At 67.3% G+C, this 18,120-nt stretch carries 16 protein-coding genes; 6 read left to right on the forward strand and 10 right to left on the reverse strand.

Features of this window, described 5'->3' with window-relative positions:
* The first annotated feature begins 40 nt into the window (after positions 1 to 40).
* Complete coding sequence (locus QRN63_RS12645) at positions 41 to 1,063, forward strand: AraC family transcriptional regulator (protein WP_285031054.1); 1,023 nt, start codon at positions 41 to 43, stop codon at positions 1,061 to 1,063.
* An 11-nt stretch (positions 1,064 to 1,074) separates the two neighbouring features.
* Here QRN63_RS12645 and QRN63_RS12650 read toward each other — a convergent pair whose 3' ends face one another.
* Positions 1,075 to 2,259 (reverse strand): serine hydrolase domain-containing protein, encoded by a 1,185-nt coding sequence (locus tag QRN63_RS12650; protein ID WP_285031055.1) that lies wholly within the window; start codon positions 2,257 to 2,259, stop codon positions 1,075 to 1,077.
* Between the two features lie 47 nt (positions 2,260 to 2,306).
* Positions 2,307 to 4,016 (reverse strand): biotin carboxylase, encoded by a 1,710-nt coding sequence (locus QRN63_RS12655; protein WP_502888124.1) that lies wholly within the window; start codon positions 4,014 to 4,016, stop codon positions 2,307 to 2,309.
* Positions 4,017 to 4,197: 181 nt separating this feature from the next.
* Here QRN63_RS12655 and gabT point away from each other — a divergent pair, with 181 nt between their 5' ends.
* From gabT to QRN63_RS12670, 3 genes are all read left to right on the forward strand, one after another.
* Positions 4,198 to 5,538 (forward strand): 4-aminobutyrate--2-oxoglutarate transaminase, encoded by a 1,341-nt coding sequence (gene gabT, locus QRN63_RS12660; protein ID WP_267316827.1) that lies wholly within the window; start codon positions 4,198 to 4,200, stop codon positions 5,536 to 5,538.
* On the forward strand, positions 5,535 to 6,989 hold the full coding sequence (locus QRN63_RS12665; RefSeq protein WP_285031056.1) for an NAD-dependent succinate-semialdehyde dehydrogenase: 1,455 nt from the start codon (positions 5,535 to 5,537) through the stop codon (positions 6,987 to 6,989). Before gabT ends, QRN63_RS12665 begins: the two co-directional genes overlap by 4 nt.
* Before the next feature lie 74 nt (positions 6,990 to 7,063).
* A complete protein-coding gene (locus QRN63_RS12670; protein ID WP_285031059.1) occupies positions 7,064 to 9,631 on the forward strand; it encodes an NAD-glutamate dehydrogenase domain-containing protein in 2,568 nt (855 codons plus the stop codon).
* Here QRN63_RS12670 and QRN63_RS12675 read toward each other — a convergent pair.
* Positions 9,618 to 10,055, reverse strand: coding sequence for a VOC family protein (locus QRN63_RS12675; RefSeq protein WP_267316824.1), 438 nt, complete (start codon positions 10,053 to 10,055; stop codon positions 9,618 to 9,620). The genes QRN63_RS12670 and QRN63_RS12675 overlap by 14 nt on opposite strands.
* 24 nt (positions 10,056 to 10,079) lie before the next feature.
* Entirely contained in the window at positions 10,080 to 10,679 is a 600-nt protein-coding gene (locus QRN63_RS12680) for a TetR/AcrR family transcriptional regulator (protein WP_285031060.1), read from the reverse strand.
* Between the two features lie 95 nt (positions 10,680 to 10,774).
* On the opposite strand from QRN63_RS12680, the gene QRN63_RS12685 reads away from it, so the two are divergent.
* Positions 10,775 to 11,992: a serine hydrolase domain-containing protein gene (locus QRN63_RS12685; protein WP_285031061.1), complete on the forward strand. Its 1,218-nt coding sequence runs from the start codon at positions 10,775 to 10,777 to the stop codon at positions 11,990 to 11,992.
* A gap of 12 nt (positions 11,993 to 12,004) precedes the next feature.
* On the opposite strand, the gene QRN63_RS12690 is transcribed toward QRN63_RS12685, so the two are convergent.
* Both QRN63_RS12690 and QRN63_RS12695 read right to left on the reverse strand, forming a co-directional pair.
* Positions 12,005 to 13,054, reverse strand: a complete 1,050-nt coding sequence (locus tag QRN63_RS12690; protein ID WP_285031062.1) for an agmatine deiminase family protein — start codon at positions 13,052 to 13,054, stop codon at positions 12,005 to 12,007.
* Positions 13,051 to 14,034, reverse strand: a complete 984-nt coding sequence (locus QRN63_RS12695) for a nitrilase-related carbon-nitrogen hydrolase (protein WP_285031063.1) — start codon at positions 14,032 to 14,034, stop codon at positions 13,051 to 13,053. The genes QRN63_RS12690 and QRN63_RS12695 overlap by 4 nt, the downstream gene beginning before the upstream one ends.
* Positions 14,035 to 14,117: 83 nt before the next feature.
* Between QRN63_RS12695 and QRN63_RS12700 the strand changes: the two genes are divergently transcribed.
* Positions 14,118 to 14,732, forward strand: coding sequence for a TetR/AcrR family transcriptional regulator C-terminal domain-containing protein (locus QRN63_RS12700; protein ID WP_285031064.1), 615 nt, complete (start codon positions 14,118 to 14,120; stop codon positions 14,730 to 14,732).
* On the opposite strand, the gene prcA is transcribed toward QRN63_RS12700, so the two are convergent.
* From prcA to dop, 4 genes are all read right to left on the reverse strand, one after another.
* Positions 14,733 to 15,494, reverse strand: coding sequence for a proteasome subunit alpha (prcA, locus tag QRN63_RS12705; protein WP_267316818.1), 762 nt, complete (start codon positions 15,492 to 15,494; stop codon positions 14,733 to 14,735).
* On the reverse strand, positions 15,494 to 16,339 hold the full coding sequence (prcB, locus tag QRN63_RS12710) for a proteasome subunit beta (RefSeq protein ID WP_267316817.1): 846 nt from the start codon (positions 16,337 to 16,339) through the stop codon (positions 15,494 to 15,496). Before prcB ends, prcA begins: the two co-directional genes overlap by 1 nt.
* Entirely contained in the window at positions 16,336 to 16,530 is a 195-nt protein-coding gene (locus QRN63_RS12715) for a ubiquitin-like protein Pup (protein ID WP_267316816.1), read from the reverse strand. Before QRN63_RS12715 ends, prcB begins: the two co-directional genes overlap by 4 nt.
* Before the next feature lie 75 nt (positions 16,531 to 16,605).
* On the reverse strand, positions 16,606 to 18,114 hold the full coding sequence (gene dop, locus QRN63_RS12720) for a depupylase/deamidase Dop (RefSeq protein WP_285031065.1): 1,509 nt from the start codon (positions 18,112 to 18,114) through the stop codon (positions 16,606 to 16,608).
* Between the last annotated feature and the right edge of the window lie 6 nt (positions 18,115 to 18,120).

An 18,120-nucleotide genomic window follows, 5' to 3' on the forward strand; every position in this document is an offset into this window, starting at 1 on the left:
TGAATGTTCCGACGGGACGTCGATTTGGTATTTTCGGACAGTGGGAGTGGCCCCGGTCTGGGCGGTGCCGCGGGGCACCGAAGGCGTCCGCATCATGGTGCAGGGCGGCATCGCGCATGGGATGACGGCCGCCGAATGTCTCGCGGGCAGCGGGCTGACCGAAGCCGACCTGGACGACGAGAACGCCGAGATCTGGGCCCACCAGGAATTCGACGTCATCCGCAATCTCATTGCGAGACTTGGCGACAGGCCGGGCGTCGGCATCGAGGTAGGGGTGCACTCCACCCTGGGCCGGGCCGGCTTGCTCGGCTTCCTGATCCTGGCCAGTCCCACCCTGAGGCAGGGTTTGGAGCTGATCCTGCCCTACCTCGCGCTCTCCCCCACTCACCTGCGCTTCTCGGTGGAGACCGACGACGAATACGGGTACCTCGTCGCCGACGACAGTGAATTACCCACCGATGTCAGGTCATTCATCGTCGAGCGGGACCTGGCCGGATTCGTCGCCGCGACCCAGGGCGCGAACCTGGCCCTGACACCGACGTGGGCAGACACGACGCTCGACGCCGATCGCGCCGCGAAACTCGCCGAACTGTGGGGGCTTCCCGCGTCCGACGTACGTGCCGACCGGCGCACCAACCGCATCGCCGCCACACATGACGTGCTGGAGATGCCGTCACCGCTCGCCGACGCGAACACGGCGCGCAAGATCGAGCAGCAATGCCGGGAATTGCTCGAACGCAGGCTGTCTCGCGTCGGCGTCGCGGGTCAGGTCCGCAGCCGGCTGCTACACAACCCCGGTGAACTGCCATCGATGCCGACCATCGCCGACGAATTGCACATCGATCAGCGCACCCTGCGCCGTCGACTCGCCGCCGAAGGCACGTCCTACCGCGCACTGCTCGACGAGGTCCGCCGCCACCTCGCCGTCGAGCTCCTCCAGCAGGACCTTTCCGTGGACGAGATTTCCCGGCACCTGGGGTACGCCGAAACAGCCAACTTCACCCATGCTTTCAAGCGCTGGGAAGGCACCGCGCCGAGCTACTTCCGCAGGCCGCGGTCGTAGCGCGGCGCCGGTCACTGCAGCGCGGCCGACACCGCGTCGAACGCGCGCAGCGTGGAGAACAGCATGTGCGCGTGTTGCGGAAGCGGCCAGCTCGACAGCTTGGCGGCCACCACCCCAGCCGGCCGGTTGACGTAGATCATCTGGCCGTGGATGCCCAGGCACAGCAGCACGTCGTTGCCCGGGTACGGGAACCAGACCTGGTTGCGGTACATGCCGCCGGGCATCCGGTTGTCGCCCGGGCTGTAGGCGAACGCCTCTCGCGAATCCAGGCCTCCCACAACGGTATCGGCGACCCACGCGGCAGGCAGCACCTGCTCGCCCAGCAGCGACACTCCGTCATTCAGGAATAGCGAGCCGAAGCGCACCAGGTCGCTCAGGCTTGCGCTGATGCCGCCGTCGAACATGCCGCTGCCCATCGAGTCGATGCCGATGTTCGCATCGTAGGCGGCGCCCAGCCGGCTCCATACCAGCTGAGACAGCAACTCCGGCATCCGCACGCCGGCCGCGGCCTCGCACACCCAGCCGAGCACATCGGTTTCGCAAGAACGGTATTCGAACGGCCCGCCGTGCGGCCCCTTCTGCCGCAGCGTGAGCAGGAAGTCGTACATCGTGGCCGGCACATCGGGACGGGTACGCGGCGACCAGCCGATGGCCTGTTCCAGCACCCGCACCTCGGCGGCCGGGTCGAGGTAGTCCTCGGAGAACGCGATACCCGAGCGCATGTCCAGCAGGTGCCGGACCGTCGCGCCGTAGTAGCCGGAGCTGGCCAGGGCCGGAACGTAATCGGACGCCAGGGCGTCGACGTTGAGCGCTCCGGAACCGGCCAGTGCGCCGGCCACCGCCGCGATCAGGGTCTTGCTCACCGACATCAGCAGGTGCGCCGTGTCGGGCTGCATGCCGCCGTAGTACTGGTCGGCGAGCACTCGGCCGCGATGCGTCACGATCCAGCCGTCGGTGGCGGTCGCCGCCATCACCTGCCCGACCGTCGAGGGCGTGCCGTCAGGCAGTGTCACCGCAACAGCCGAGATGTCGGAATAGGCCGACGGTAGTGGCGCCACCGGACCCGCACCGCGGGAAATGGTTGCGGTGGGCAGGAATTCAGCGACGTGCTGGAACGACCAGTGCAGGTGCGGCGCGGACTGCCAATTCGCCAGGGAAATCGCGGACGGCGTGCGGCCCGGGTCTGAACCAAGCACGGCCGCTCCTGTCGCACGACGCCGAGGGAGCCGGCGCGATGACCTCATCATAGGGACTTCACGCTCCCGCCCACGACGGCCGGCGACGACGCGGACTGCGCCAACGGCACGCCGCGGTACAGCGCACGAATCGAATCGATCAGATGGCGGGCCCGGATGGTCAGCGCGGTTCCACCCTGCGCGGCATCCCACTGCAGCCGGCCCTTTGTCACCAGCACCCCCAGGTCAGCGCCCTTCCACCGGTAGTCACCGGCAGGGTAGATCCGCAGGAAGAAAGCCTCGGACTCGTCCTGCAACTGGTGCCAGTCCAGCGCGGCCCGGCGGAACACCAACGCGCCGTTGGTATCCAGTGCGTAGTGCCCCGTCGCGGGCGTTCCGACCAGCTGCTCGACGGTGTCGCTGGTTTCCTTGATCACCATCTGGCTCCAGACATCAGCGGACGCCAATTGCTCCCAGCGCTCGTTGATCTCGTCGACATCGAGGTCGAATTCGACGTCCATGTACTCCAGCAGGTGGAACAGGAACAGCGGCACGTCGGCGTAGGCACCGGCCGTCACATTGGTGATCGAGGTTGCGCCGCTGATGCGCGGATTGAGCTCACCCAGGTAGACCTCGCCGTCGTCGGTGTCGACCAGGACGTCGACCTCAAAGTACCCGCGGTAGCCCTCGGCGGCCAGCCGGTCGCCGAGCCGTCGCACCAATTGCGTTGCGGTGGCACGCCGTTCGGGTGTGAGTACATCGGCGTACATCTCGTTGCCACACCAACCGCCGCGGTACGGCGTCAGCTCGGCGTAGCCCGTCAGCTCACTCATGAACGGGCCGACGACGGTGCCGCACCGTGTCAGCACCGCTTCGACGGCAACCGGCCGGTTGTTGATCCGGCGCATCACCTTGATGTCCTGCCCGACGATGTGCGGGGCGTACTTGCGCCAGTCGGCTTCCGACGAGATGAAGAACGTGGTCTTGCCCGAGTCGCCGTACGGCGTCTGCACCACGAGTTCATTACCCAGTCGGGCCTTTTCGGCGGCCGCGGTGAGCTGCTCGTAGCTGTCGACGTTGGTCAGGACGTTGGGGACGCTCGGCGCCCCCGCCTCGTTGCCCAGGCGGGTGGTGACCAGCTTGGAGTCCAGGTGCTCGCGCAGTGCGGCCGGCGGCAGGATCAGGTCGTAGCCGAGTTCGGCGCAGATGGCCTCGGTCTCGGCATCGAAGAACACCATGGCCACCTTCGGCCGGACACCCGGCGCCAGGCCACGCTGCATGTGGGCCCGCACCTCGGGATTGCGCAGCAGCCAGTTGTTGATTTCCTCGCCGCTCTCGAACTCGCGGTACGGCTTGTGCGCCGGGCTGAACACGTGCGGGTGGGAGCCGTCCCAGCCGTCGTAGTAGGTGACGAACGAGAACCTGCGCACCCACCGGTCCAGACCCAGCAGGTTGAACGGGGTCGCGCCGACGAAGTAGATGGGCACGTCATTGGTGCGGAAGAAGTGCCGGACTTCTGACATGTTGCGCATGTTCCGCAGGTGCAGCGTCGAGACCGGCGAAGACGCGAACGCGGCATCGGTTCCCACGCTCACCTCGGGCGCCGGTGCGGGCACGACGGGAACCGCCTTCACAGCCCGACTGGACACCCGCTTCGCCGGAGCTTTTGCCGGCGCCTTGGCCGGCGTCTTGGCCGGGGTTTTCGCCGGCGCCTTCGCCGGTGTCGTGGCCTTGGCGGCGCGGCTGCCGCGGGCTGTGCGGCGAGTTGGTTCGGTCACGGTTCACCCCTGGTCAATGTTGGTTTGGCGGTGTTCACAGTGTGGTTTCGGCGCAATCGCTGCACACACGACAAAATGGCGTGCAGACCGTCCAGCAAATCGACAACATGGACATGGTCATCGGCGCCCGAACAGCACAGAATCGCAAGTACACAAGCCGTTCGATCACCAGGAGCAACCGATGACCGACATCACCTATCGACTGGCGCAGAAGCGCAACATCGTCACCGCGCTGCCCGGTCCGCGATCGGCCGAGATGTCGGTGCGCCGGCAGGCCGCCGTGGCGGCCGGCGTCAGCTCCTCGGCCCCGATCTACGCCGCGGACGCCGACGGCGGCGTCATCGTCGACATCGACGGCAACTCGCTCATCGACCTGGGCTCGGGTATCGCCGTCACCAGCGTCGGCGCCTCGCATCCCGCGGTCGCGGCGGCGGTGGCCCAGCAGGCATCGCGCTTCACCCACACCTGTTTCATGATCACCCCGTACGAGGGCTACGTGGAACTCGCCGAGCGGCTCAACGCCATGACCCCCGGTGATCACGAGAAGCGCACTGCATTCTTCAACTCCGGCTCCGAGGCCGTCGAGAACGCCGTCAAGGTCGCGCGGTTGGCGACGGGCCGGCAAGCCGTGGTCGCCTTCGACCACGCCTACCACGGCCGCACCAACATGACGATGGCCCTGACCGCCAAGGCCATGCCCTACAAGTCGCAGTTCGGCCCGTTCGCGCCGGAGGTCTACCGGATGCCGGCGTCGTACCCCTACCGTGACGGCCTGACCGGCGAGGCCGCGGCGAAGGCCGCCATCAGCCGCATCGAGACCCAGATCGGCGCCGCCTCCCTTGCCGCGGTGATCATCGAGCCCGTGCAGGGCGAGGGCGGATTCATCGTGCCCGCGCCGGGATTCCTTGCCACCCTTGTCGATTGGTGCAAGGCCAACGGCGTCGTCTTCATCGCCGATGAGGTGCAGACGGGCTTCGCCCGTACCGGGGCGTGGTTCGCCTCCGAGCACGACGGCATCGTCCCCGACATCATCACCATGGCCAAGGGCATCGCCGGCGGCATGCCGCTGGCCGCCATCACCGGTCGCGCCGACCTGCTCGACGCCGTCCACCCCGGCGGCCTGGGCGGCACCTACGGCGGCAACCCCGTGGCCTGTGCCGCGGCGCTCGCCACGCTCGACGCCATGGCCGAGATGGACCTGCCCGCCCGGGCACGCGCTATCGAAACCGCGGTGGTGCCCAAGCTGCAGGCCCTCACCGACACCGGAATCATCGGCGACGTCCGTGGGCGCGGCGCCATGCTGGCCATCGAGATCGTCAAACCGGGTACCGACGAACCCGATCCGGTACTGACGAAAGCCATTGCGGCAGAGGCCTTCAAGCGCGGCGTCATCCTCCTGACGTGCGGCTCGTACGGCAACATCATCCGACTGCTCCCGCCGCTGGTGATCAGCGACGAACTGCTCGACGAGGGCATCGCCGTCCTGGCCGACATCGTGCGCGAAATGGCGGCTGCCCGATGATCGACCGCACCACGCTGCTGGAGTCCATGCCCACCGAGCTGTGGCTGGGCGGCCTGCAGGTCCCGGCGTCCACGGGCGCCCGGTTCGCCGTGCACGACCCGGCCACCGATGCCGTGCTCATCGAGGTCGCCGACGCGTCGCCCGCCGACGGTGCCCGCGCCCTCGATGAGGCAGTCGCCGCGCAGTCGTCATGGGCTGCCACCCCGTCCCGCGAACGCGCCGAAATCCTGCGACGCGCTTGGGAGCTCGTCATGGAGCGCCGTGACGACTTCGCCCTGACCATGACCCTGGAAATGGGAAAGCCGTTGGCCGAGAGCCAGGGTGAGGTGAACTACGGCGGCGAGTTCCTGCGCTGGTTCGCCGAAGAAGCGGTCCGGATCAACGGCCGCTATACGCAGTCGCCCACCGGCACCGGCCGGATCCTCGTGACCAAGCAGCCCGTCGGCCCGACCCTGGCGATCACACCGTGGAACTTCCCGCTCGCCATGGGTACCCGCAAGATCGGCCCGGCGCTGGCGGCGGGTTGCACCATGATCGTCAAGCCCGCGGCGGAGACCCCGCTGACCATGCTGCTGCTGGGTCAGGTGTTCGCAGATGCCGGCCTGCCCGCCGGCGTGCTGTCGATCCTGCCGACCACCGATGCCGCCGGTTTGACCGGCCCGCTGCTGGCGGACCCGCGGCTGCGCAAGCTGACGTTCACCGGTTCCACCGGCGTCGGACGAAAGCTGCTGGCGCAGTCGGCCGATCGGGTGCTGCGCACCTCGATGGAACTCGGCGGCAACGCCCCGTTCGTGGTGTTCGATGACGCCGATCTGGACGCCGCGGTCGACGGTGCGATGGCGGCGAAGATGCGCAACATGGGTGAGGCCTGTACCGCCGCCAACCGCATCCACGTCGACAACGCGGTCCGCGCCGAGTTCACCGAAAAGCTCGCCGCTCGCATGGCGGCACTGGCCACCGGCCCGGGCGACCAGGCCGGCAGCCAGGTCGGTCCGCTGATCACCGCCAAGCAACGGGCCACGGTCGACGAGCTGGTGCAGGACGCCGTCGGCAAGGGCGCCACGGTGGCCACCGGCGGCAAACCCGTTGAAGGCGAAGGCTTCTTCTACCCGCCGACGGTGCTCGCCGACGTGTCGGCCGATGCCCGCCTCCTGCGTGAGGAGATCTTCGGACCGGTCGCCGCGATCATCGGGTTCGACGGTGAACAGGCCGGCATCGATGCCGCCAACGACACCGAGTACGGCTTGGCCGCCTACGTCTACACGCAGGGCCTGGACCGTGCCTTGCGGGTCGCCGAGGCAGTCGAGGCCGGGATGGTGGGCGTCAACCGCGGCGTCATCTCCGATGTGGCCGCGCCGTTCGGCGGCATCAAGGAATCCGGCATCGGCCGTGAAGCCGGCAGTGAAGGTATCGAGGAATACCTGGAGACCAAGTACATCGCCCTTCAGTAATTGCACGGCAACAGCTTTCCGCCTCTCCCTCCACACACAGACATCCAAGTAAATAGACCGGAGTAATCCTCTCCATGCAGAATTCCGCTGCCCGGGTGTCCTTCGACGCCGACGGGCTGAACAACCACGCCCAAATCCAGTGGCCCGGGCACCCGCCGCTGCTGGCCGACGTCTGCGCGATGTTCGAGTCATTCGGCCTGCGCGTCGCCTCCTACCACCACTCCGATGACGCCGGCCACTACTACGAGTTCGGCGACCTCTCGCTCCCGGACGCGACACGCGACCTGGTCGCCCAGGCCTGCGAGGCCGCCATCGCGGGGCGCTGGAACGTCGACCGGTTCGCGATGCTCATCGCCGCAGCCGGCATCGATTGGCGCCGGGCGGTGCTGATCCGCGCCGCATGCCGGTTCCTCCGGCAGACGGGGCTGGGATTCTCCGAGGACTACATCATCGAATCCCTCGTTGCCGCTCCCGAATTCGTGAACGCGCTGCTGGCCCTGTTCGATGCCCGGTTCAACCCGGACGCCGCCGCCGACATCGAGCAGGCGGACCGCGAGGTCGCGGCCCTCGTTGAAGCCGCCACCTCACTGGACGACGACCGGATCCGGCGGGCGCTACATGCGTTCGTCACTGCGACGTTGCGCACCAACTGGTTCCAGGTCGGCGCCGACGGCCGGCCCAAGGATTACGTCTCGTTCAAGATCGACTCGTCGAGGCTCTCCATCACCGGACCCGTTGTGCCGTACCGCGAGATCTTCGTGCACTCCGACACCGTCGAGGGCGTACACCTGCGCAGCGGCGCGATCGCCCGCGGCGGACTGCGCTGGTCCAACCGCGCCGAGGACTTCCGGACCGAGGTCCTGGGCCTGATGAAGACGCAGGCCGTGAAGAACGCCCCGATCGTGCCGACCGGCGCCAAGGGTGCCTTCGTCTTGCGTTCTGCCACTGTCGATCCCGCCGACGGGTACCGCACCTTCATCCGCGGCCTGCTCGACGTCACCGACAACATCGTCGACGGCGCCATCCGCCACCCCGACCGCACCGTGTGCCCCGACGGCGACGACGCCTACCTCGTCGTGGCCGCCGACAAGGGCACCGCCACCTTCTCGGACCTGGCCAATTCCATTGCCGCCGAATACGATTTCTGGCTGGGCGACGCCTTCGCCTCCGGCGGGTCGGCCGGATACGACCACAAGGCCATGGGGATCACCGCCCGCGGTGCGTGGCTGTCGGTACGCCGGCATTTCGCCGAGGCCGGTCATGACATCGATGTCGACCCGTTCACCGTCGCCGGCATCGGCGACATGTCGGGCGACGTGTTCGGCAACGGAATGCTGCTGTCGCGCAACATCAAGCTCGTCGCGGCGTTCGACCACCGGCATATCTTCCTCGATCCGAATCCGGATCCGGAGACTTCGTACGGCGAGCGCGAACGTCTCTTCGCACTCCCCCGCTCCAGCTGGCAGGACTACAACCCGGCACTGATCTCGTCGGGCGGCGGGGTGTGGTCACGCACCGCCAAGTCGATTCCGCTGTCGGAGCAGACCCGGACCCGCCTGGGCATCACGGCCGCCGAATGCACGCCCGACGAGCTGATCAGCGCGGTGCTGCGCGCACCGGTCGACCTGCTGTGGAACGGCGGCGTCGGCACCTATGTCCGCGCCGACGACGAGACCGACGCCGACGCCCAGGACAAGGCCAACGACCGGGTGCGGGTCACCGCATCGCAGTTGCGGTGCAAGGTGATCGGTGAGGGCGGCAACCTCGGCCTGACGCAGCAGGCCCGGATCGCGTTCGCGCTGAACGGCGGCCGGGTCAACGCCGACTTCATCGACAACGCCGCCGGTGTCGCCACATCCGACCTCGAAGTCAACCTCAAGATCGCGCTGGACTCCGGCAATATCGCCACCGCACAACGCAATGCACTGCTGGCCGGCGCCACCGACGACGTCGCCGCGCGGGTGCTGGCCGACAACGCCGACCAGATTCTCGCGATCAGCATGGCTGCCGCGGAAGCCGGCTCACTCCTCGAGCGGCACGTCCGGCTGATCGGCAACCTGCAGGACGTGGCCGGCGTCGATCCCGATGTCGAGGGACTGCCGTCGAAGCAGGAACTGGACCGCCGCCGTCTTGTCGGGCTCGGACTCACCCGGCCCGAAATCGCCGTGCTGCTGGCGCAATCCAAGAACCTGGTGTCCCAGGAGCTGTTGGCCTCCGACGTGCCGGATCACGAGTTGTTCGTCGGCCGCCTGGAGCAGTACTTCCCGGCCGCCATTGCCGAGCACGTCCGCGCAGCGATCGCGAACCACCCGCTGCGCCGCGAGATCGTCGCGACGTCGGTCGCCGGTGAGCTCATCAACCGGGTCGGTCCCGGCACCATCTACCGCATGCAGGAACGGCTGTCGGTCAGCACGTCCGACGTGGCGATGGCCTATGCGACGGTGCGCGACATCCTCGATCTCGACACCCTGTGGTCCGACGTGCTGAACGGGAAAACCGATGAGGGGCAGCGCATTCAGGCGCTCCTGGAGATCCGGGAGCTGCTCGAACACCTGACGTCGTGGGTGGTACGCAACGGCGCGAACAAACGTGACCAGGTCGGAGCCGCCATCAGCCGGCTGATGGCCCTCAGCTCTTCTTGAGCTCTTCGGCGAACATCACGATGATGCCGCTGGGGCCGCGGACGTACGTGAGCTTGTAGATGTCCTCATAAGTCGCCACGCCACGCAGTGGATGACAGCCGTGCCTGGCGGCGATCGCGAGGGCCTCGTCGATGTCGTCGACCGAGAACGCGACGCGGTGCATACCGATGTCGTTGGGGCGGGTGGGTTCGGATTCGATGGCTTCGGGATGGATGTACTCGAACAGCTCGATCCGGCCGTGACCGTCCGGCGTCTCGAGCATCGCGATGTTGGCGTGGTTGCCGTCGAGGCCGACGGCGGTGTCGGTCCACTCGCCGCTGACCGTGGCGCGTCCGACGACTGTGAGGCCGAGGTCGGTGAAGAACGCGATGGTCGCGTCGAGATCGCGCACGGCGATGCCGACGTTCTCGAGTTTGATGGGCATGCCGGGCATGCTACCGAGCACCCGCTATCGGTGCGGTTGTTCGAATGGTCGCAGCGAAATCTCAAGTGCCGCATCGACCCGTGCTCGTTCACCGGTCAGCATCAAGTCGAGTTGCAAGCCACGAAACTGAGCCAGCAGCACAGTGGCCAGTGCCCGCGCGTCCTGCCGGTTCCAGCCACCTGCGGCGACGATGCGATCGGAGATCAACGCGACCCAACCGTGGATCATCGACTCGGTGAGCCGCTCGTCACCCAGACCCCGGCTGGCGAAGAGCTCGAACAGTAACCGGAATTGACGTTGCTCGCGTGGCTCGCACAGGCGAGACCACAAGGCCCTTGCCAGGTCGGCGACGGAGTGGCCGGGCAACAGGTCCACATCCGCGGCCAGGCGCGTCTCGAAGTCTGCGCGAATGTACTCCGTCACTTCGAGCACCAACTCGTCTTTCGACACGAAGTGCCGCAGCAACGTCGCATGCGTGACACCGAGTGCCTCCGCAAGCCGCCGCAAGGACAACTCGGCCAGCCCGTTGTCGAGGACGTACTCGGCCGCGGCGCCGAGCAATTCCGGACGGCGGTGCTGAAATCGCGCCGTTCGCCCGTCGATACGTGGTGTTTCGCCGTCCATCGATCGCTCCTCCTGCCACATCTGTACAGCCCACCATTTTTATGCGTACCATCTGGTACGCATACCACTTGGTGCGTCTATAGGAGGTTACTACGGTGACACGTCGTCCCGCCGCTGCCGCGGCATTCACCGTGCGCTATTTGGCACGCAAGATGATCGCTCCCCGCCGTCCCGCATCGTTGGCCGAGATCGGCCTGTTCACCGGCGCGCCGCAGCATGAAAACCTCATGCGGATCGACGAACTCGCGCCCGTCCGCCGGATGCCGGCATCCACCAGCCCGGCCCCCTGGCCGGCCGGCCCGCCCATCTCGCTACCGGCGTCATATGCGTTCGAGGGGAGCACGAAATCCACCGAGCAATTTCTGGCCGACACCGATACCGCGGCCCTACTTGTGCTCGTGGACGGACAGCTCCGCTTCGAGCGCTATCTCCTCACCGGCGGACCGGCGGTCAACTGGCTGTCGATGTCGGTGGCCAAGAGCTTCATTTCGGCCCTCGTCGGAATCGCGATGGACGACGGACACATCGCCGACATCGACCGCGCGATAAGTGATTACGTGCCCGTCGAGCCGGGGTCGGCCTACGACGGTGTCTCGATCCGGAATGTTTTGCAGATGTCCTCGGGTGCCCGGTGGAACGAGGATTACCACGATCCCGCCTCGGACGTCCACCGGCTCACGCAGGCAATGATGGGCCGCCGCGGCGGACTCGACGGTTTCGTTGCCCGGATGGCCACGGAAAGCGCACCGGGCACGGTGTGCCGCTACAACTCCGGCGAGACGCAGATACTGGGTGCGCTGATCGCGCATGCCGTCGGCCGGAGTGTGTCGGAATACATGACCGACAAACTCGTCGAACCACTCGGATTCGAGTCGCCGAGCTTCTGGGTCACCGATCTGCTCGGCACCGAAATGTCCTATGCCGGACTCAATCTCACCGCCCGCGACTTTGCCAGGCTCGGCGAGCTGTACCGCAACAACGGAATGTGGCAGGGCCGGCAGATCGTTTCCGCCGAGTGGGTCCGCGTCTCGACGACCATCAACTCACCCATCCGCGAACCCGGCCGACCGATCGTCGGCGACCACGGCATCGACCTGGGCTACGGCTACCAGTGGTGGATACCCGCCGGCGACAAAGGCGATTTCAGCGCCATCGGCGTACTCAACCAGCTCGTGTACGTCAACCCCGCCCGGGCAACCACCATCGTCAAGCTGTCGGCCAATCGCCGCTACGGGACATCCAGTTCCGAGGAGACCAACCGCGATCTCGAGAACGTCGAGTTTCTCCGCGCCATTGCCGAAAGTATCGAATAACCCTGGGCCCTGCTAATTCGGAGATTCGGGCGCGATGTGCACGGCCGACGGCTGCTGCTGCGTGATGCAGTGGATGCCGCCACCGCGCTCGAACAGCGGCCGCGCGTCGACACTGACCACGCGGCGGCCCGGGTACTGCTCGGCCAGGATTGCCGCCGCGTCGGCATCTCGCGGATCACCGAACGCACACGCGATGACGCCGTCGTTGACCACCAGGTGGTTGATGTAGCTGTAGTCGACGTAGCCCTCGGCGTCGGTCAGCAGATCCGGTGCCGGGAGTTCGACGATCTCCCACGGCCGGCCCGTGGCGTCACAGGTCTCGGCGAGGGCCGCGCGAATCTCCTTGCACACCAGGTGATCCGGATGCGCGTCAGAGCGCTGCGCATGCAGCAGTAGGCGCCCCGGTGAGGTGATGGCCGCGACGATGTCGACGTGTCCGCGGGTGCCGAAGCGCTCCGAATCACGGGTCAGACCACGCGGCAACCACACCGCATGCGTGGCACCGATGGTGCGGGCCAGCTCGGCCTCGATGTCGGCCTTCGTCGCGCCCGGATTGCGGCCGGGGTCCAGCTGGACGGTCTCGGTGACCAGCACAGTGCCCTGCCCGTCGACCTGGATACCGCCGCCTTCGTTGACCAGCGCCGAACTCACCACCGGGGCGCCGGCCCAACCGGCAACCGCGGCACCGATTTTCGCGTCCCGATCCCAGCGCGCCCAGTCCTGGGCACCCCAGCCGTTGAACACCCAATCGACCGCGGCAACCGAACCGTCGTCGGCATGCACGAACGTCGGGCCGATGTCGCGCATCCAGGCGTCGTTCAGCGGCGCCTCGACGATCTCGACCTCGGCGGACAGGTACCGCTGCGCGGCGGCCGTTTCCGCCGGGTCCACCACCACGGTCACCGGTTCGAACTCGAGCACCGCGTGTGCCACCGCCGCCCACGTCGAGCGGGCTTCGTGATGCTCGGTTTCGGTGTCCCCCAACGAATAACCTTCCGAAGGGAACGCCATCCATACCCGGTCCTGCGGCGCACTCTCAGCAGGCATCACGTAGTTCGTCATTTCACCACCGCGGTGGCCTCGTGACCGGCACCGTACGGGCGCTGCACGTCAACGGGTGCGGTCAGCGCGCCGTAGCTCTCCGGTCGCCGGGTCAGCAGGAACGGGAACAGCTCCAGCCAGTCGCGGCGCTGATCGAGGTCCAGATCGGCAACCAACACCGCCTCCTCGTCGCGCGGCGCCTGTACCAGCACCCGGCCGTACGGGTCGGAGATGAACGACGAGCCGTAGAACGTCACGGTGCCCTCGTCGCCGATTCGGTTGGGCACCACCATGAACAGGCCGCTGTTGATGCCGTTGGCGACGATGACCTGCTGCCACAGCGGCTGGGTGTCGAAGGCGGGAAAGACCGGCTCGGAGCCGATGGCCGTCGGGTATACGACGATCTCGGCGCCGCCGAGCGAGTAGTTGCGCGCCACCTCGGGGAACCACTCGTCCCAGCACGTCGGCATGCCGAGCTTGGCGCCGAGCCCCGCGGGCTCGTACACCGGGTACGGGTTGCCCTCGGCCGGGCCGGCACGAAAATAGGTGTCCTCGTAGTATCCGGCTGAGATCGGGATGTGCATCTTGCGGGTCCGGCCGGCCAGCTCGCCCGACGGCGTCACCAGGATCGCGGTGTTGAAGCCCAAACCGTCTGCCGCCTGGGACTTTTCGTAGAGCGACGCGTGCACGAAGATGCCGTTGGCCCGGGCCGCCTCGGCGGCCAGCGCGAACGTCGGTCCGTCGATGAGATCTTCGGCGGTGTCACCCGGGTTCGGCCCGGCCGGGGTGTCTGCGGGGTACCGCAGCAGGGTGATCTCCGGCAGACACACCAGCGCAGCGCCCTCACCCGCGGCCCGGTCGATTCCGTCGCGCAGCGCCTTGGTGAGCTCGTCGGCGTCGGGACGCCAGCGGTGCTGCACCAGGCCGACCCGCACCGGCGGTCGCGTCGACTCGGTGCTGCGGGACAGCGACTCGGGTGCGGTTGCGGTCAGGGTGATCATCAGGCGAACTCCTAAAACGAATGTGATTCGTTTTATTGTGACCCCAACTACCCGCGCTTGTAAAGAGGTAGTAGACATATGCCATGGGCCGCCCCTCCAAACCGCTGCTTTCCACGGATCGCATCGCCGGCGCAGCAATGGATTTGGTCAACAAGACCGGTGGCTTCACCGTCCCAGAACTGGCCCGGGCGCTCAAGGTCAGCCCGTCATCGCTGTACAACCACGTCGCCGGACGTGAACAGATCGTCGAACTCCTCCGCGAACGGGCGATGTCGGACGTCGCGCTGCCCGCCGACGACCCGCACCGCCCGTGGACCGAAGTCGTCGCCGACATCATGCGGTCGTACCGGCAGAGCTACGCCCGCTACCCGCGGCTCATCCCCCTGCTGACCTCGCACGCGGTGAACAGCGACCACGCCCTCACGATGTACAACGTGCTGGCCGTCGCGTTCGACCGGGCCGGGTTCGATCCGGCGGACACGCTGCGGGCCATTACGCTGATCGACTCGTTCGTGCTCGGTTCGGCGCTCGATGTCGCCGCGCCCGACGAGCCCTGGCGGGCCGGCGCCGATGTCGGTCCGGAGTTCGCGGCCGCACTGGCCACCGGCAGCACCAAACCCGAACGCGCCGACGACGCTTTCGAATTCGGCATCACGGTGCTACTCCGCGGACTGGCGACGGTGCCGTCGGCCGAGTGATTACTCGGTGGCGTCGCCCTCGGGCTCGGCGCCGTCCTTGGCCTCACCCTCGGCGGTGCCGTCAGCCTCGGTCTTCGGCAGGATCGCGTCCAGCGCCGCACCGGTGATCCGGCGGAATGCGCGACGCGGCCTCTTGGCATCGAGAATCGCGACCTCGAGTGTGGATGCCCCCAGCACCCGGTCGCCGGCCCCGGCATGCAGCGCGTCGACGGCGATCTTCGCCGCGTCGGCCAGGCTCGCGTTCTCCTCGTAGGAGTCGTTGAGTGCGGCGATGATCGGCTCGGTCGTACCACCCATGACGACGAAATGCGGCTCGTCCGCGATCGATCCGTCGTAGGTGATCCGGTACAGCTCAGGGGCTTTCGTCTCGCCATGGTGCGCGACCTCGGCGACACACAGTTCGACCTCGTAGGGCTTGGCCTGCTCGGTGAAGATGGTGCCGAGCGTCTGGGCGTAGACGTTGGCCAGCTGACGGCCGGTGACATCGCGCCGGTCGTAGGCGTAACCCCGGGTGTCGGCGAACTGGATGCCGCCGCGACGCAGGTTGTCGAACTCGTTGAACCGGCCGACCGCGGCGAAACCGACGCGGTCATACAGCTCGCTGACCTTCTGGAGCGACCGCGACGGGTTCTCGGCGACGAACAGCACGCCCCCGTCGTAGGCCAGCACGACAACGCTGCGACCCCGCGAAATGCCTTTGCGCGCAAGCTCGGAACGTTCCCGCATCGCCTGTTCGGGCGAGATGAAATACGGAAAGCTCATCAGGCATTACCTTTCGCGCGCGTCCGGTTGGCGATGACTTCCCGGGCCAGCGCGGCGATACGCTCCTCGGTCACCTCTTCGGCGCCCTCGGCGCCGATCAGTACCGCGGTAGGATAGATGCCACGTGTCAGATCCGGTCCGCCGGTGGCCGAATCGTCGTCGGCAGCGTCGTACAGCGACTCGATGGCGACCTTCAGCGCCGAATCAGCGTCGGTCACATGCGAATACAGCTTCTTGATCGACGACTTCGCGAACAGCGAGCCCGAGCCCACCGACTGGTAGCCCTCGTCCTCGAAGTTCCAGCCGCCCGCGGCGTCGAACGAGACGATGCGACCCGCGTTGCCCGGGTCGGAGTCGTCCAGGTCGTAGCCGACCAGCAGCGGCAGCGCGACGAAGCCCTGCATGGCCGCGCCCAGATTTCCGCGCACCATGGTGGCCAGCCGGTTGACCTTGCCGCGGAACGTCAGCGGGACACCTTCGACCTTCTCGTAGTGCTCGAGTTCGACGGCGTACAGCCGCGCGAACTCCACCGCGATGGCCGCGGTGCCGGCGATGCCGGTAGCGGTGTAGTCGTCGGCGATGTGCACCTTCTGCACGTCACGGCTGGCGATCATGTTGCCCTGGGTGGCGCGCCGGTCACCTGCGATCAGCACCCCGCCGGGGTACTTGATCGCGACGATCGTCGTGCCATGGGGCAGGTCGGCACCGGTGGTCACAGCATCCCCCGCCACCACCGGCAGCAGGTGGGGCGCCTGCCGGCTGAGAAAGTCCGAAAACGAGGACAGGTTCAGGTGGGGTGAGGTGACATCCAGTCGATCAGAGAAAGGCCCGAATGCCGGGGTCACTGGCCGCCCTTCTGGACGTACGCGCGCACGAAGTCCTCGGCGTTCTCCTCCAACACGTCGTCGATCTCATCGAGCAGGTCGTCGGTGTCCTCAGCGAGCTTCTCGCGACGTTCCTGACCTGCGCCAGCCGGGCCGGAGAGATCGTCGTCCTCGCCGCCGCCGCCACCGCGCTTGGTCTGTTCCTGAGCCATCGCCGCCTCCTGATTGCTCGATTCTCTGACTTCACACTACCGGTCCGCGCCCGGGTTCCCCGGGAACACAAGCAGTTACGTGGTGAGCTGTTCCACCAACTCGACCGCGCTGTCCACTGAATCGAGCAACGCACCGACGTGGGCCTTGCTTCCACGCAGCGGTTCCAGCGTCGGAATCCGCACCAGCGACTCGCCGCCGAGGTCGAAAATCACCGAATCCCAGCTGGCCGCGGCGATGTCCGCGCCGAACCGGCGCAGGCACTCGCCACGGAAGTAGGCGCGGGTGTCGGTGGGCGGGTTGTCCACCGCGTCGAGCACCTGCTGCTCGGTGACCAGCCGTTTCATCGAGCCGCGCGCCACCAGGCGGTTGTACAGACCCTTGTCCAGCCGCACATCTGAGTACTGCAGGTCCACCAGGTGCAGACGCGGCGCGTTCCAGCTCAGGTTCTCCCGCTGCCGGAAGCCCTCAAGCAGGCGCAACTTGGCCGGCCAGTCCAGGATTTCGGCGCATTCCATCGGATCGCGCTCCAGCAGGTCCAGGACGTGCGCCCAGGTCTCGAGGACATGGTCCGCGCGTGGGTCGGGATCGCGACGTTCCTGCAGCTTGGCCACCCGGTCCAGGTAGATACGTTGCAGGGCAAGGGCGGTCAGCTCGCGGCCGTCGGCCAGGGCCACGGTCGCGCGCAGCGAGGGGTCGCGGCTGATCACGTGCACCGCGTGCACCGGCCGCGCCAGCGCCAGGTCGGACAGGTCGATGCCCTCGGCCTGGCCGAACTCGATGAGGTCGAGCACCAGCGACGTGGTGCCCACCTTGAGGTACGTCGACGTCTCGGCGAGGTTGGCGTCACCGATGATGACGTGCAGCCGGCGGTACTTGTCGGCATCGGCGTGCGGCTCGTCGCGGGTGTTGATGATGCCGCGTTTGAGCGTCGTCTCGAGCCCGACCTCGACCTCGATGTAGTCGGCACGCTGGGTCAGCTGGAAGCCCGGCTCATCCCCCGACTGCCCGATACCGACCCGGCCGGAACCCGTCACGACCTGGCGGGACACGAAGAACGGCGTCAGCCCGGCGATCACCGAGTTGAACGGCGTCTGCCGGCTCATCAGGTAGTTCTCGTGCGTGCCGTACGACGCGCCCTTGCCGTCTACGTTGTTCTTGTACAGCTGCAGCCGCGCCGCGCCCGGGACGCTGGCCACGTACCGCGCAGCGGCCTCCATGACGCGTTCGCCGGCCTTGTCCCAGATGACGGCGTCCATCGGGTCGGTGACCTCGGGAGCCGAGTACTCCGGGTGGGCGTGGTCGACGTACAGGCGGGCACCGTTGGTGAGGATCATGTTGGCCGCGCCGATCTCGTCGGCGTCGACGATCGGGGCCGGGCCCGTGGAGCGGCTCAGGTCGAAGCCACGCGCGTCGCGCAGCGGGGACTCGACTTCGTAGTCCCACCGGGTGCGCTTGGCCCGCTGGATGCCGCTGGCCGCCGCGTACGCCAGTACTGCCTGGGTGGACGTGAGGATCGGGTTCGCGGTCGGATCAGACGGCGAGGAAATGCCGTATTCGACCTCAGTTCCGATGATCCGTTGCATGCCGCA

This window comes from Mycolicibacterium sp. lyk4-40-TYG-92 (assembly GCF_030209435.1).
Classification (GTDB): domain Bacteria; phylum Actinomycetota; class Actinomycetes; order Mycobacteriales; family Mycobacteriaceae; genus Mycobacterium.